15 protein-coding genes and 1 tRNA gene are annotated in these 15,218 nt (G+C 60.5%); 1 reads left to right on the top strand and 15 read right to left on the bottom strand.

The features are described 5' to 3' along the window. Nucleotides 1-18: 18 nt before the first annotated feature. The 13 genes from C4K38_RS26935 to C4K38_RS26875 form a co-directional block, all read right to left on the bottom strand. Entirely contained in the window at nt 19-390 is a 372-nt protein-coding gene (locus C4K38_RS26935; RefSeq protein WP_053280883.1) for a helix-turn-helix domain-containing protein, read from the bottom strand. Between the two features lie 5 nt (nt 391-395). Beyond that, complete coding sequence (locus C4K38_RS26930) at nt 396-698, bottom strand: type II toxin-antitoxin system HigB family toxin (protein ID WP_025806290.1); 303 nt, start codon at nt 696-698, stop codon at nt 396-398. A 100-nt stretch (nt 699-798) separates the two neighbouring features. Further along, nucleotides 799-1,095: a DUF3077 domain-containing protein gene (locus C4K38_RS26925; protein ID WP_016703612.1), complete on the bottom strand. Its 297-nt coding sequence runs from the start codon at nt 1,093-1,095 to the stop codon at nt 799-801. 448 nt (nt 1,096-1,543) lie between these two features. Beyond that, nucleotides 1,544-2,044: a GNAT family N-acetyltransferase gene (locus tag C4K38_RS26920; protein WP_053280882.1), complete on the bottom strand. Its 501-nt coding sequence runs from the start codon at nt 2,042-2,044 to the stop codon at nt 1,544-1,546. Nucleotides 2,045-2,218: 174 nt separating this feature from the next. Continuing rightward, nucleotides 2,219-4,057 carry a gamma-glutamyltransferase gene (ggt, locus tag C4K38_RS26915; RefSeq protein ID WP_053280881.1) on the bottom strand — a complete coding sequence of 613 codons (1,839 nt, stop codon included), beginning with the start codon at nt 4,055-4,057 and terminating at the stop codon, nt 2,219-2,221. Nucleotides 4,058-4,556: 499 nt separating this feature from the next. Next, nucleotides 4,557-6,389 carry an asparagine synthase (glutamine-hydrolyzing) gene (gene asnB, locus C4K38_RS26910; RefSeq protein WP_053280880.1) on the bottom strand — a complete coding sequence of 611 codons (1,833 nt, stop codon included), beginning with the start codon at nt 6,387-6,389 and terminating at the stop codon, nt 4,557-4,559. Between the two features lie 111 nt (nt 6,390-6,500). Further along, nucleotides 6,501-7,169, bottom strand: a complete 669-nt coding sequence (gene phzG / locus C4K38_RS26905) for a phenazine biosynthesis FMN-dependent oxidase PhzG (protein WP_053280879.1) — start codon at nt 7,167-7,169, stop codon at nt 6,501-6,503. Next, nucleotides 7,166-8,002, bottom strand: coding sequence for a PhzF family phenazine biosynthesis protein (locus tag C4K38_RS26900; RefSeq protein ID WP_053280878.1), 837 nt, complete (start codon nt 8,000-8,002; stop codon nt 7,166-7,168). The genes phzG and C4K38_RS26900 overlap by 4 nt, the downstream gene beginning before the upstream one ends. A gap of 2 nt (nt 8,003-8,004) precedes the next feature. After that, nucleotides 8,005-9,894, bottom strand: a complete 1,890-nt coding sequence (locus C4K38_RS26895) for an anthranilate synthase family protein (RefSeq protein ID WP_414860365.1) — start codon at nt 9,892-9,894, stop codon at nt 8,005-8,007. Nucleotides 9,895-9,914: 20 nt separating this feature from the next. Further along, entirely contained in the window at nt 9,915-10,538 is a 624-nt protein-coding gene (locus C4K38_RS26890; protein WP_053280876.1) for an isochorismatase family protein, read from the bottom strand. Nucleotides 10,539-10,553: 15 nt separating this feature from the next. Then, nucleotides 10,554-11,756, bottom strand: a complete 1,203-nt coding sequence (locus C4K38_RS26885) for a 3-deoxy-7-phosphoheptulonate synthase (protein ID WP_053280875.1) — start codon at nt 11,754-11,756, stop codon at nt 10,554-10,556. A gap of 24 nt (nt 11,757-11,780) precedes the next feature. Continuing rightward, a complete protein-coding gene (locus C4K38_RS26880; protein ID WP_025806279.1) occupies nt 11,781-12,272 on the bottom strand; it encodes a phenazine biosynthesis protein in 492 nt (163 codons plus the stop codon). A 26-nt stretch (nt 12,273-12,298) separates the two neighbouring features. Beyond that, nucleotides 12,299-12,790 (bottom strand): PhzA/PhzB family protein, encoded by a 492-nt coding sequence (locus C4K38_RS26875; RefSeq protein WP_053280874.1) that lies wholly within the window; start codon nt 12,788-12,790, stop codon nt 12,299-12,301. Between the two features lie 432 nt (nt 12,791-13,222). Between C4K38_RS26875 and C4K38_RS26870 the strand changes: the two genes are divergently transcribed. Continuing rightward, complete coding sequence (locus C4K38_RS26870) at nt 13,223-13,948, top strand: autoinducer binding domain-containing protein (RefSeq protein ID WP_053280873.1); 726 nt, start codon at nt 13,223-13,225, stop codon at nt 13,946-13,948. A gap of 48 nt (nt 13,949-13,996) precedes the next feature. Here the strand turns inward: C4K38_RS26870 and C4K38_RS26865 are convergent, their stop codons facing one another. Both C4K38_RS26865 and C4K38_RS26860 read right to left on the bottom strand, forming a co-directional pair. Beyond that, nucleotides 13,997-14,587, bottom strand: coding sequence for an acyl-homoserine-lactone synthase (locus tag C4K38_RS26865; protein WP_053280872.1), 591 nt, complete (start codon nt 14,585-14,587; stop codon nt 13,997-13,999). A 360-nt stretch (nt 14,588-14,947) separates the two neighbouring features. Next, nucleotides 14,948-15,024 (bottom strand) — tRNA-Met (locus C4K38_RS26860). Nucleotides 15,025-15,218: the final 194 nt, after the last annotated feature.

Raw genomic sequence — 15,218 nt, 5'->3', positions numbered from 1 at the left:
GCCTGAATCAAGAACCGCTCAGACCGACTTCACCGGCTTGATCAGGCTCTCGGCGGGGATGCCGAACAGTTGGTGCAGCTTCCAGATCATTGGCAGGGTCAGGGCGCGTTTGCCGTTGAGCACTTCGTAGACCCGGTTGGTTCGGCCGATGGCCGGGACCAGGTCGGCGGCTGACAGGCCCGATTGCTCCATACGGAACTTGATGGCATCGATCGGGTTGGGCAGGTCGACCGGGAACTGTTTGGCTTCGTAGGCTTCGATCAGGGTGATCATCACGTCGAAGTAATCGCCTTCTGCGGTGCCGGGTTCTGGCTCGTTATCGAACAGCACTGACACCTGCTTGAGTGCCGCGCGGTAGTCCTGGTCGGTGTGAATGGGGCGAATCTGCATGCTCGTTACTCCATTTCAACGCTGTCGGCGTCGATGGCATCGTACTGCTGGTGAGTGCCAACGAACTTGATGTAGAGGGCGCCAAAGCGATAAGCCACGGCCACTACCAAGCGGTAGTCATTGCCTTTGATGTTGAACACCACGCGACGGCTCTTAAGAATGCTCGCGCTGCAAAACTGGTCCTTGATTTGCGCCGGGGTGGACCAGCTGGCATTGCGCGCTTCATCGATCCAGGCCAGAAGCGGTTGTTCGACATCCGGGTGCTTTTCCCAGAACGTCTTCAAATGACTGACGGCGATAATCCTCATGGCTCGAAATCCTAGTCCCGTCATGGGACTTAAGCAATGGGATGAGAGAGGAAGGCGATGGACGGATAGTCATCGAGGCTACCCGTCCCAGAGGTGTTGCTCAGTGTCGATCAGCGCCTGCTGTCATCGCGGTGTGCACATCATCCATCACCGCTTTACCCATCTCACCCAGGTAATGTGCCGCCCAAGCATAGCGGTCCGCCTGCGGTTCCATGGCCGCGTCCAGGGTCAACTGTTTTGCCAGATGTAGCAGCAACGAAGCGTGTTCCAGGGCATCAGCCAGGGGCACGTCGGCGTTGACCCGCAGCAATGGGCGTTTGCCTTCGCCACAATTGGCAAAGGTTATTTCGCCGAGGGTGTGCAGGGAGGAAGGGGACGGATTGAGGGTGTGTTTCATGGTGAACCTCCTTGATTCGAAGAGTCATCACCGCCTGCCGCCAAACAGATCAGGGTGACGGGTTACGCAGGATTGGCGGACCGGGAATCAAGGCAACCGGCGAACCCGAAGGTTCTCCCACGCAACCCGTCATAACGCAGGTATGCGGGCGCAAAAAAAAGCGCCTGCAAAGGTTGGGGGGCGCTTTTGCGCCTCGATTCTATCAGGCCGCCAAGCCTGTTCGCTGGTTTGCAGCGATGGTCGAACCATAGGTTGGAAGAGATGGAGTCGCAACGCTGTTACTGCGACATTCTGTGACTATGGGATGAGCGCACTTCTTGAAGCCATAACGGAGTATGTAGCCGCTGCCGAAGGCTGCGATAAGTCCGAAGGGACTTTGACGCCAGTAGGATCGCTGCGCCCGTTCCGGTCGATCGCAGCCTTCGGCAGCGGCTACAGGGGGCTGTGTTCAGTCGCCGTTTCCCAGTGCCTTCGCCATTTCAGCGGTAGCCGCCCAACCCAATCCCGCATACACCGGCTTGCCCACCTCGGTGGCATGCAACACGGCGAAGCTCAGCCCGCGCTGGATGAATTCGGCTTCCGCCAGCTTCATCAGGGCCGAGGCCAGCCCCCGGCGCCGGTAGGCGGGTTCGACGTAGACGTTGAGCACATAACCGCGCTGGTCCTGGGTGGGATGGGACGGGTGGGGCGGCCAGTCGATGCTCATCAAGCCAATGGCCGCCACCGGTTGCTGGCCGTCCAGTAGGGCAAAGCCGTAGTAGCGACCATCGGGTAAACGCTCGCGCAACCAGGGGCGGAAGTGCTCGGTCATCACTTGCAGGGCCGCGGGTTCACCTCCGGCTTCGAGGAACATCGCCTCGCGATGCCGGCAGACCAGTTCGAGGTCGTCGGCCACAAGTCGGCGCACGGCCAAGCCTGAAAAATCGATACCGCCGAGAATCTCGTTCATCCCATGCACCTCGGCAAAAAAGCTGATGCTAGGAGGGATCAAAAGATCACGTCAGACACAGAGCCCAGTAAAAAACGGCATACAGCATTGGCCACCCATGCTGGCGCTTCTATGGCGTGAGTAATAAAAAGGGCCTGCCTCACGGCAAGCCCTTCTGGTTTTCCTGCGTTGGCCTCAATCCCCCAACGCAGCCCCTTCGCGGCGTGGATCGGCGCCACCGGCCCACGAGGTTTTACCCTGGGCATCACGTACCCGGATGATCGCCTGGGTGCCGCTGGTCATGTCGATATCGGTCACCTCATGCCCCTTGGCTTTCAGTGCTGCTTTCAACCCAGGGGTGAACTGGCCTTGTTCCAGTTCGGTCGGGCCGTTGCGGCTGCCGAAGTTGGGCAGGCTGATGGCAGCTTGCGGGTCGAGGTTCCAGTCGAGCATGCCGATCACCGACTTGGCCACGTACTCGATAATCTGCGAGCCACCCGGCGAGCCGACGGTGGCCAGCAGTTCACCGCTGTTGCGGTCGAAGACCAGGGTCGGCGCCATGGACGAGCGTGGGCGCTTGCCCGGCTGGACGCGGTTGGCCACCGGCTGGCCGTTCTCTTCGGGGATGAAGGAGAAGTCGGTCATCTGGTTGTTGAGCATGAAGCCCTGGACCATCAGGTGCGAGCCGAAGGCCGCCTCCACGGTGGTGGTCATGGACACCGCGCCGCCCTGGTCATCCACGGCCACCACTTGCGAGGTGGAGATGCGCATCGGCGAACGGTCCGGGGCGTAGGCCACCTGGATGCCCTGGGGCTTGCCGGGTTCGGCCTTGGTCATGCTGCGTTCGCCGATCAAGGCGGCGCGTTGGGCCAGGTAGCGTGGGGCGACCAGGCCGGCGATCGGCACTGGGGCGAAGTCCGAATCCGCCACGTACAAAGCACGGTCGGCGTAGGCCAGGCGTTCGGCCTCGGCGATCAGGTGCACGGCTTCAGGCGCCGGTTCCAGGCCGGCCGGTAGATTGGTCTTGACCGGTTTCAAGGGTGGCAGCGCATAACGCGGATCGCGGGCCTCCAGCGCCTGCAGGGTGCCGAGGATCTGCGCCAGGGCGATCCCGCCCGAGGAGGGTGGCGGCATGCCGCAGACCTGCCAGCGCTTGTAGTCGGTGCACAGCGGTTCGCGCTCCTTGGCGCGATAGCCTTGCAGGTCGTTGAGTGACAGGCTGCCGGGGTTGGCATGGCCCTGCACCTTGGCGACGATTTCCCGGGCGACCGGGCCTTGGTACAAGGCGTTCGGACCCTCTTTGGCGATGCGTTCGAGCACCGCGGCCAACTGCGGGTTTTTCAGCCGGGTGCCGACGGCTTTCGGCGTGCCATCGGCATTCAGGAAGTAGGCCGCCATGTCCGGCGATTTCGCCAGGTACGGATCGGCGACGATCATGCTGTGCAGGCGTGGGGAGATCGGGAAGCCCTGGGCCGCCAGGCGGATCGCCGGCTCGAACAGTTGCGCCCACGGCAGGCGGCCGTGTTTTTTATGGGCCAGTTCCAGGGCCCGCAGCACCCCTGGCGTACCTACCGAGCGTCCGCCGATCTGCGCCTGGGGGAACGGCATGGGTTTGCCGTCCGCCTGCAGGAACAACTTCTCGGTGGCCCCGGCCGGCGCGGTTTCGCGACCGTCATAAGTGCGCACGGCTTTGCCGTCCCAGAGCACGATCAAGGCCCCGCCGCCGATGCCCGACGACTGTGGCTCCACCAGGGTCAGCACGGCTTGCATGGCAATCGCCGCATCGATGGCCGAACCACCCTTGCGCAACATCTCGCGCCCGGCTTCGGCCGCCAACGGGTTGGCCGCGGCCGCCATATGCTGGTTGGCATGCTGCACCTGCAGGTCGGTGCGATAACCCGAAGCGATTTCCGGGGCGGGGGGCAGGGCGGTGTGGGAAGGGGCGGAGGCGTTGCAGGCGGCGAGGCTGAGGGCGACGGCTATCAGCGAGAAACTGGTAAGCCGGCGGTGACGCGGATTGAGGGTCGAGAACACGCGTTGAACTCCGTTCACTGGGTAAATGATGTGTCGTCCGTGGGGAGGAATGTACAGCAGTGAGCGGGCCCATGCTGACCCTTTCGTGGATCGCTACGGGACCGATATGGCGGGCGCTTCCGGGCAAGACCCGAGGCAAGACGCCGGCCTGGAGGCGGCTGGTGGTGCCGTTGGGATTTCTGGGGGGCGGGGCTTGGGTTGATTCATCCCAGTGCATCGAGACAGGGACGGATGGCAAGCCAACCGGCGACAGGCTGACCGCTACAACTGAACGAGCCTGCCAAGGTGGCAGGGCTCGAACAAAAGGGGCTCCGACAAACCTGGTTCGATTCAGCCGAACCCAGAAAGGGGCGGCTGAATGATCTTGAACAGTAGAAACCTGAAAAGCGGCAGGTGATCCAACGCGTGGCGAATCCAGCTGGAAACACCCTGCCGGCCGTGGAAGCCACAGGCATGCCAGGTACCTGGCCGGGCCTGCCGTGGCTCCCTCAGGCTCATATCAGAGCGAGATCTTGTGCAAGCGTAGCCAGGCATCCAGCGCCAGCGCTGTTTCCAGGTTGTGCCGGCTCATCTGCGTATTGAAGTAGCCCTCGGGCTGGCGCAGTTCTTCGGCCATATAGGCGTGGGATACGATACCGAACACCGGGTTCCCCGTGTCCTGCAGAAGCTGCCGGGCACTCTGGCGAAGGAAGCGTTCGTAGCCCAGGTCGGCCGAGGTCGGATAGGGACTCTTCCTGCGTTTGAGCACCGCCTCCGGTACCAAGTCGGCACAGGCCTGCTTGAGCAGCCACTTCTCCTCGCCATCCTTGCTCTTGATCGACCAAGGCACGTTATAGACGTACTCGACCAGTTCGTGATCGGTGAACGGCACACGTACCTCGAGGCTGTTGCACATGCTCAGGCGGTCCTTGCGGTCCAGCAGCATCACCATCCAGCGTTTCAGGTGCATGTGGCAAAGCTCGCGCATCCGACGCTCGTGCGGGCTGTCTTGTGCCAGGTGTTCGACCTGGCGCAGGGCGTCGTCGTAGCTCGCCTGTTGGTACTTGGCGAGATCGCATTGGCGGTTGAAGTCGGCATTGATGAAACCGGCCGGCAACTTCACCCGCGACGACCATGGAAAGGACGCGGAGGCTATGGCCTGAGGATCACGGAACCAGCCATAGCCACCGAAGACCTCATCGGCACCTTCTCCCGAGATGGCCACCGTGGAGTGCTTGCGAATCTCCCTGAACAACAGGTTCAACGAGGTATCCATGTCGCCAAAGGTGAACGGCAGGTCCTTGGCGCGGAACACCTCCTCGCGCGCCAGGTCGGAGACCAGTTCCTCGTTGTCGATGAGGACGGTCTGGTGCCGGCTACCGATGAACTCCGCGGCCAACAGAGCAAAGGGCTGGTCCTGGTCGGGACGCAGGTCGTCGCTCTTGAACTGCGCGGACTGGCCAGTGAAGTCCACCGAAAAGGAATTGATATTCCCGCCGGTCTTCGCCTTCACGATACGTTGCGCGAGAGCCGTGAGGGTGGTGGAGTCGAGCCCGCCGGACAGCAGCGAGCACACGGGAACGTCGGCATACAACTGCGAGCCCAGCGCATGGGTGACCAACTCGCGGGTCTGTTGCACTGTCGTTTGCAGGTCGTGCTGGTGCTCCTGGCGGCGTACCTTCCAGTAGCACTGGATTTTCATCTGCCCATTGGGGCGCCAGGACAGGAAGTGGCCGGGAAGCAGCTCCATCAGGTTCCTGAAAGGCGTCTGGGCGGTTCCCTTCGACAGCGTGAGCACGTCGACCAACCCCGTCACCTCCAGCCCCGTGGTGAATTCCGGGTGGGCCAGGATGGCCTTGATCTCCGAGCCGAAGAGCAGCCCTTCACGATGCCGGGCATAGAACAGCGGCTTGATCCCAAGGCGATCGCGTACCAGGAGCAGGTGGCCGTCGCGTCCGTCGAACAGGGCGAAGGCGAACATGCCTGTCAGGTGATCACAGCAACGCTCGCCCCATTCCAGGTAGGCATGCAGCACGACCTCGGTATCGCTGCGAGTCTGAAATACATGCCCCGCCTGCCGTAGCTGGTCGCGCAATGCGTCGTGGTTGTAGACCTCTCCCGTGTAGACCAGCGAGACTTCCTGGCCGTCTGGAAAGCGATAGACCATCGGCTGGGTACCGCCGCTCAGGTCGATGACCGCCAGCCGCCGATGCCCCAGAAGGGCGTGTCGATGTTTCCATATGCCTTCGGCATCAGGCCCGCGAAGTGCGAGGGTATTGGTCATCGCGCGAATCGCGGGGTCTTCCCCTTCGAGCCTGCGCGTATAGTCTACCCATCCTGTGAGACCGCACATTTAGTAACTCCTGTAATTAATCATTGAGCCGCGCCAGGTTTGTCTTTGGTGAGTCATGCCACCTTGGCTGACTCGTCAGCGCGGCAGATCTCGTGCAAAAACCTGCGTTATTCAGGGTTGCAGACGCCGCACCTTCCAGCCCGTATCGCTGCGGTCATAGCGCAAGCGTTCATGCAGGCGCTCCTGGCCGTTACCCCAGAATTCCAACGATTCAAGCCGCAGCTCAAACACGCAATAACCCTCGGGACGCGGCAGCGGACCTTGAACCTCGGCCAGTTCCCTGGCGGCGTTGCGCATGGCCTGAACATCCTTGAGCTCTTCACTCTGGCGAGACACCGATGACATCGGATGCGTGGCATAAGGGCGTTTCAACCAGGCCTCATCAGCCTTGGTATCCGGCAAGCGCACGGCCTGACCGTTGAGGATGATTTGCTGACTGGTTTCGCGCCAATACAGCACACCCGAGGCCCAGGGGTTTTGCAGCAGTTCGCGGCCTTTCTGGCTTCCGGCATGGGTGGCAAACACCACGCCACGCTCGCTGATCTCACTGATCACCACGATGCGCGTCGAAGGCCGGCCCTGGCTGTCAGCCGTCGCCAGCGCCAGCGCGCGGGGTTCGCGGATGCCCACGCGGCGTGCGCGTTCGAGCCAGTTGTGCAGCACGCTCATGGGATCGGCAGGCAGCGTCTGGTACTCGGGGAACGGCGCATCCAGTGTGCCGGTCAGGGATTCCGACATGCCTTTACCCAATAGCGGTTTGCCTTGTATTGAACTGTTCATAGAACGATGGTCCCCCGTCCGAAGGTGACGCCATTGCCTGATACTTCGACCCGCGTCAGTTGATCGGCGCGGCCCTCGGCCCTGGCGAACATCAGTGAAGGGCGGCCGATTTCCACGCCCTGAAGAATCTCGATCTGCTGGCCGAATTCGATCTGGCCATGACGCGCCAGATGAATCGCCAAGGGCCCGGCAGCGGAGCCCGTGGCCGCATCCTCGACCACCCCATAGGCCGGTGAGAACATCCGGCTGCGCCAACGCCGTCCCGCGCCGGCAAAACAGTTGATGGCCATGTCGTGGAAGTTGGACAGGGCACGGTGGTCGGGGTGCAGGGCCGACAACGCGGCGATGCTCGGCAGGCCGACAAACACATGACGTGGGCCGTTGTGATAGATCTCGATGGGAAAGGTCGAGTCGCTGATGCCCAGGGCCTTGAGCAATTCGACGTCGCGCCCCAGGGCCGTCCAGGTCGGTATCGGCTGGTCCATGCTGGCGGCGACGACGCTGCCGTTCTGGCGCTCCAGCTCAAAGGCGATGGTGCCCATCTGGGTTTCCAGGAACAGCCGGTGATTGTCGGTGTGCGCACCCAGGGCAATGGCCGTGCCCAGCAACGGGTGCCCGGCGAAGGGCAGTTCGTTGACCGGGGTGAAGATCCGGATCAGCGCATCACCACAGTTACGTGGCTTGAGCACGAAGGTGGTTTCCGACAGGTTCATCTCTCGGGCGATGCGTTGCATTTGCGTGGCCGACAAGTCATCGGCGTCAAAGAACACCGCGACCGGATTGCCTTCCAGCGGGGCGCTGGCAAAGGCGTCGATGATGACGTAGTTGTGCATGGTTATCTCCCGGCGGCCGAAGCGGTGCTCTCGACAGGTGTATGGATGAGGGCGTGCCGCAGCAGGTCGGCGATGATGCGCGGACCTTCCTGGGTCAGTAGCGACTCGGCATGGAACTGCATGGAGGCAAACGACGGCCCACGCAGGGCATGCACCTCGCCGGTCTCGTTGTCGCGGCTGATTTCGACGGTGCCGATGCCGTCGATGTCCAGGCGGTCACTCGCGCTCTGGGCGGCGAAGGTGTTGTAGAAACCCACCCGCTCGGCGTTGCCGAACAGGTCGATCTGTTTTTGCACGCCCTGGTTGGGAATGGCTTTGCGCTGCAATTCCAGACCCAGGCACAAGCTCAGTACTTGATGGCTCAGGCACACCGCAAGGAACGGCCGCTGCTGGCTGAGCAAGGAACGGATGGCCACATGCAGATGGTTGATTTTCGGCAGTTGGACTTCGCTCGGGTTGCCGGGGCCGGGGCCCATGATGACCAGGTCGTAGCCGTCAAAGCTGTATTCATCGCTGAAGCTGCACACCGTCACCACCAGGCCCAGGGCCCGCAGTTGCTTGGCGATCATCGAGGTGAAGGTGTCTTCGGCGTCGACGATCAGCACCTGGCGCCCACTGAAGTCGTCCTGGGTCTGCTGCCGCTGCTGGCTGTCCATCAACCAGAAGTCCGAGACGTAGGCATTGCGGCTGGCCAATGCGGCGCGCACTTGCAGGTGGTTGCCGAAGCGCGAGGGCGTCTGGTTTTTCAGTGCGCTGATCAGGCCAGTGGCCTTGGCCCGGCTTTCAGCAGCCTCGGTCATGGGGTCGGAATGGCGCACGATGGTCGAGCCCACGCTGATCCGTACCTGGCCGCTGTTATCGATGTCGGCGGTGCGAATCAGGATCGCCGAGTCCAGCGAACGCCCGCCCTTGCCATCGCTGCCGATCAGCGCGGCCATGCCGCTGTAGTACGCGCGGCCTTGTGGCTCATAGCGCTGGATGACCCGGCAGGCGCTTTCCAGCGGGCTGCCGGTGACGGTAGGAGCAAACAGGGTTTCGCGCAGGATTTCCCGTACATCGCGACGGGTCTTGCCTTCGATGAAGTACTCGGTGTGGGCCAGGTGCGCCATTTCCTTGAGGTAAGGGCCGAGGACGTGGCCGCCGTCGTCACAAATGCGCGCCATCATTTTCAGCTCTTCATCCACCACCATGTAGAGCTCGTCGGCCTCCTTGCGATCCGCCAAAAAGTCCATGACTTCGGTCAGGTTCGGGCCGGCGGGCGGATAGCGGTAAGTGCCGCTGATGGGGTTCATCACCGCGAGCCCATCCTTGACGCTGATGTGGCGCTCGGGGGACGCACCGACGAAGGTACGGCTGCCGGTGTGGATGATGAACGTCCAGTAGGCGCCTTTCTCCCGCTCTAGCAGATGGCGAAAGAACGATAGCGCGCTGGCCGGGCCGTACTCGCTGATCTCGGCCAGGAAGGTGCGCTTGATGACGAAGTTGGCGCCTTCCCCGGAGCCGATTTCGTTGGCGATCACCTGGCTGACGATCTCGGCGTAGCTCGCGTCGCTGAGGTCGAAGCGTTCGCTGTTCAACTCGATCGGCACGTTGGGCAGCAATCCCAGCAAGCGTTCGATGCTGATGGATTGCTGCTCGGTGATGTTCATCGCCAGCAGCGGCGACTGATCGTCCACTGCCTCGAAACCGCGTTCGGCAATCTGGCGGTAGGGGATCAGCGCCAGTACATCTTGGCGAGGCGCGCCGATCGAGGTGGCAGGCAAGTCGATATCGGCCAGGACCTGGGGTTCCGACATTTCGCCGATCAATACATCCAGCAGGCCGGGCCCGCTGGATTCCGGGCGGTACAACAGGGCAAACGGCTCGGGAACCGGTTGCAGGATGCGTTCCATGAGACGGGCTGCGGCTTGGTTCATAGCACCACCTCGTCGGTGGTGATGACCATGGCGCAACGGCTGGCGGCGTATTCGATGGCCATCCAGTGGTGCTCCTTGCTGAAGTCGGCGATAGCGTCGGCAACGAGGAAGGGCTGGATATCGTTGGAGTAGGCATCCACGGTGGAAATCAGTACCCCGACATGGGCGTACACCCCGCACAGGATCAACTGATCGCGGTCGTTGGCGCGCATGCGTTCCAGCAGGTCGGAGTTGAAGAACGCGCTGTAGCGCCACTTGGTCAGCAGCCAGTCACTGGGCTTGGGCGTCAGGGCGTCGACCACCTCGCGGTCGGTGGCGCTGGCCTTCATGCCTGGGCCCCAGAAGTCCTTGAGCAGCCCGCGTTGCTCCTCGCTCATGCTGCCAGGCTGGGCGGTGTAGGCCACCGGAACGCCGTTGTCGGCAGCCCACTGGCGAATGCGCGCGGCATTGCTCACCACTTGTTCACGCAGGGCGTCAGGCAAGGGCCGCAGGAAGTAGCGCTGCATGTCATGCACCAGCAGCACGGCACGCTCGGGGTCGATGCTCCATTGCGCGAGGTTGACGGGCAGGTCGCGGGAAGTAGGCAAGGTGTAAGGGACTATCGATGGAATGCCGGTCATGGCGACAAACTCCAGTCAAAAGGAGGCAAGGGGTGAGGAGGGCTGGTTTTTCCAGGCCATCACCGCAGTAATGGCCTGCCAGGGGTTCAGCCGCGGGTCGCACAGGCTTTTGTAGCGGCTGGCGACCTGATTCAGGCCGGCGGCATCGGAAGCGCACTCGCTGACGTCGTCAGGGGTGGTTTCCAGGTGCAGGCCGGCGGCCACGCCACCGGCTGAGGTCACGGCATGCCTGAAGGCGGTGATTTCCTCGGTGATGGCCTGCACCATGCGGGTCTTGTTGCCGCAGGGCGCAACGATGGTGTTGCCGTGCATCGGGTCGCTCAGCCAGATGATCTTGTGGCCGGCCTGGCGCACCGCCTCAACCAGCGGAGGCAGGCGATCGGCGACCTTGTGGGCGCCCATGCGGGCAATCAGGGTCAGCCGGCCGGGTTCGCGCTTGGAGTCCAGGCGTTCACACAGGCTCAGCAACTGGTCCCGGGTGATGTCCGGGCCGACCTTGCACGCCACCGGATTGAGTACTTCGCTGAGCAGCGCCACGTGAGCGCCCGTTAACTGACGGGTACGCTCGCCGATCCACGGCCAGTGGGTGGAACCGAGAAATACCCGGCCCTGTTCGTCCTGGCGCAGTTGTGGCAGTTCGTAGTCGAGTACCAGCATTTCGTGGCTGGTCCAGGCCGGTGAACCTATGAGTTGCTCCTGGCCTGCCGACGCTTTCCAGCCCAGGTGCTGCATGATGTCCCGCGCGGCGCTATAGCCTCGAACCAGGCGTTGCGCATCGTGCTGGCGATGGCCGCAGACGGCCTCGCGGCCGTTGACCATGTCGCCGCGATACACCGGTAATTCAACATCGCCAATGCGTTCGTTGTTGTTGGAACGGGGCTTGGCAAACTGCCCGGCAATCCGTCCCACCCGTACCACCGGTTGCTGGGTCACGAGTCGGAACGCACCGGCCAGGATGTCCAGCACCGCTGCTTTGCGGGCCACATGGTCGGGAGTGCTCTCATCCATGTCCTCGGCGCAGTCACCGGACTGGATGATCATCGCTTCGCCGGCCGCTACACGAGCCAAGGTGGCGCGCAGCACCAGGATGTCCTCTACCCGAATCAATGAGGCGCTGTCCCTGAGGTAGGCCTGCGCGTCATGCAATTGTGAGGGCTCGCTCCATTGAGGCTGCTGGAACGCTTCACAACTTAATACCCGTTTCAGTAAGTCTTCCATGATGCGATCACTCTCACGAGAGAATTAAGTTGGGATGCCTTCGCGTTTGATTTGCGGTACTGGAATACCCAGGGCGCGCAGTTGTTGAAAGACGTTCATAAACTCGCGATTGCGTTTTACTTTGCCGTCTTCCAGCTCGAAGGAGTGCAGGAAATGGTTCTCGTAATAGCCTTCCGGATAGCCAGGAAAGAGAATCTTGCCGTGGCCATCACACTCGACCCAGAAATGGTTAGGATCATCGGTTTCAAATACTTTGACGTTGTACCACTCCCAGTCCGGGAAGCACTTGAGTGACCAAACAGCATGTTCGGCCAACTTGGCTTTGCCACTGATTACAATCGGCGCGCCGGTGTCGGTGGTCCATAAGCCGCCTGTACCATCTTCGGTAAATAGTTCATGACGGCGCAGGCGGTCCTGGCCTTTGGTACGCATATATTGCTCGACCGTGGCGCGGTTCTTGCGGCGAAGTTCAGTGGTGTCGCTAGCGGTTAGTTGTTGCGCTGCGCTATTAGGCATGCTCAATCTCCAATGAATAAGGGGGCTTATGAGGCGGGGATACCTTCACGCTTGATTTTTGGAACAGGGATGCCCAAGGCGCGAAGTTGTTGGAAGGGGTTCATGAATTCACGGTTCTGCGTGATCTTGCCGTCGTCCAGTTCGAAAGAATGGATGTAATGATTTTCGCAATAACCTTCGGGGTAACCGGGAACCAGAGTCTTGCCGCGACCGTCGCTTTCCACCCAGAAGTGGTTGGGATTGTCTGTTTCAAACACCCGGACGTTGTGCCATTGCCAGTCTGGAAAGCATTTCTCCAGCCATACGCCGAGGGCGGCCAGCTTCGAGTGGCCTTTGAACACAAGGGGCTCACCGGTTTCGGTGTTCCAGGAACCGCCACTGCCATCCTGAGTGAACAATTCATGACGACGCAGGCGATCTTTGCCGTTAGTGCGCATGTACTGTTCGACGGTGGCCCGATTTTTTTGGCGAAGTTCAAGATGATCATTAAAGCTGCTAGGGGAAAGCGAAGCAGGCATGGCAGCATCCTCCTTAGTTGGGCTGGTATTTTTTAAAAGTAAATGTTTAGTTAATTTGGCGCGGGTAGGTGTTTACAGTTTTTAACTAGTGTTCCTTTGTGGCGGTGCCGAACGGGTGTTGTTTATACACCTGCATTTCTTGGGGCTGGAACTACCAGATCTTGTAGTGATTAGGGCGTGAACGGGCTGGCTGCAGTCACACCGGGTGAACTGTTGCATTATTGTGAAGAAGCAGGTTCATTCGTCGGCTGGGAGGCACTAATGGCTTACTAACATCGTCAGGATGCAATGTCCTATGGCTAGTTAGTTGGGTCAGATGCAGGAAATCTAGTGCTAGTACGAAGCGGTCTATGACTCTGTGGTTTTGCTTGTTGACAGGGGTTCAGGTTGGTCTAGTCTAACGGCCTGTTTTCAACTTTAGTGGTGCTCAAAATGGAGTTAGGGCAGCAGTTGGGATGGGATTCGTACTTTTATAATATCTTTGCGCGAACCATGGACATGCAGGAATTTACGGCTGTCACATTGAGGGTCTTGCGCGAACTACGGTTTGATTTCTTTGCCTACGGCATGTGCAGCGTGACCCCGTTCATGCGGCCCAGGACTTGTATGTACGGCAATTATCCCGAGGACTGGGTGCAGCGATATCAGACGGCTAACTACGCGGTGATCGACCCCACGGTGAAGCACAGCAAAGTCTCGTCGACCCCCATTTTGTGGAGCAATGAGTTGTTCCGGGGTTGCCCGGACCTGTGGTCTGAAGCCAACGACTCAAACTTATGCCACGGCCTGGCACAACCCTCGTTCAACGCCCAGGGGAGAGTCGGGATGTTAAGCCTGGCACGCAAGGACAACCCCATCAGTCTTCAGGAGTTTGAAGCCTTGAAGCTGATGACCAAGGCGTTTGCGGCAGCGATCCACGAGAAAATTTCCGAGCTGGAGAGCGACGTGTGTGTCTTCAATACGGATGTGGAGTTCAGCGGGAGGGAATGTGATGTGCTGCGCTGGACGGCCGACGGCAAGACCTCGGAGGAAATCGGCGTGATCATGGGGGTGTGCACCGATACCGTGAATTACCATCACCGCAACATCCAACGCAAAATCGGCGCCAGTAACCGCGTGCAGGCAGTGTCTTACGCAGTTGCGATGGGCTATATCTGAGGGGCATTTACTATCTCCGAGTCGACCAGAAGGACGACTCGGCCTGTATCAAGCTATCTCTTTCAATAATGTGTCGGACATGAAGGCTGACGGTGCGGCTGCGCCGCGGTGGTGCTCACGGTGAGCCGAGAGTTTGATGGCGAGGATTTTCTCATTCTGGTGCACCGTGACCGGGCCCAGTCGTTCGTAGTGGACACCGTTGATTTTGTAATAGCGCTCCATGGTGCTGTTGACGATCCCGACGATGGCATCTGCACCCGCCAGGCTGGCCGTCTTCAGGCTTCTCCAGAACAACGGCATCGCCAATTGCGGTTCGCGGGTGGTGAAGCGGGTCATTTCCCAGATGGCTGGATGCTTGGGCGGCGCCCCGGCGCAGGTATGGCTGAACACCCCTTCAAGCAGGTTAGGGAGTGTGGTGGGAATCAGGCGGGCACAGCCAACGATGGCGCAGTCTTCATTGAACGCCAGGAGGTAGCGGGCGTGCTCGGTGTCGTATTGATCCCATTCACAACCTGGCTGGCTCGGATGGGCTGGCAGCCGCCATCCGAGTTTCTCGACGAATTGTTCGTGCCGAAAACGGCCGAGCATGAGTTTCAACTCGTCGCTCATTCCGTTCAGTGTGTGCTCTTCCATGTGCATTACTGGGGTTTCCTTAGGGAGGGAGTGCAGTTTTATAGAGCACTTGCACAGGCTTGGCACCTGCAAGATCTGGTAGGGGCATCGGTGGAATCGAGGTGAAGCCATTCGTTGGGGACTTTGTCGAAGCGAGCGGCGGCGACAGCCGTCGGCATTGAAGGCGACAGTTTGGCCCAGGCAGTCGTAGAGAATGGCGGGTGCGCTCATGGGGCAGGGCGGCGGCGTTTTATCGCGGATTGCTTTCTTTGGGCTTGTATCCCCTCGGATCAATGATTTGGCGAGGATAGGGAGATACAGGGAGGGAAGGTGGAGAGATAGCCAGAAACAACAAAGCCCGCACAAGGCGGGCTTTGTTGAGGTACTTGGTGGCTACACAGGGACTTGAACCCCGGACCCCAGCATTATGAATGCTATGCTCTAACCAACTGAGCTATGTAGCCAAGTGGCGCGCATTATTCGCGTAGAACGATGAGGCGTCAAGCGCTTTTTATAAAAAAATTATCTACGCTATCAACCGTTTATCAAAATCCCTCCTGTAGCCGCCAGCACATCCTGCGATTGGGTCGTGACCCTGATCCGTGTTTTAGCTGATACAGCGTATTGGCCGGTTTGCATCGGCTGCGCCGCCGAGCGC

The organism is Pseudomonas chlororaphis subsp. piscium, from assembly GCF_003850345.1.
Lineage (GTDB): Bacteria > Pseudomonadota > Gammaproteobacteria > Pseudomonadales > Pseudomonadaceae > Aquipseudomonas > Aquipseudomonas piscium.
Note: the sequence above shows the minus strand (reverse complement) of the source record. Positions and strands in the feature narration are given on the sequence as shown.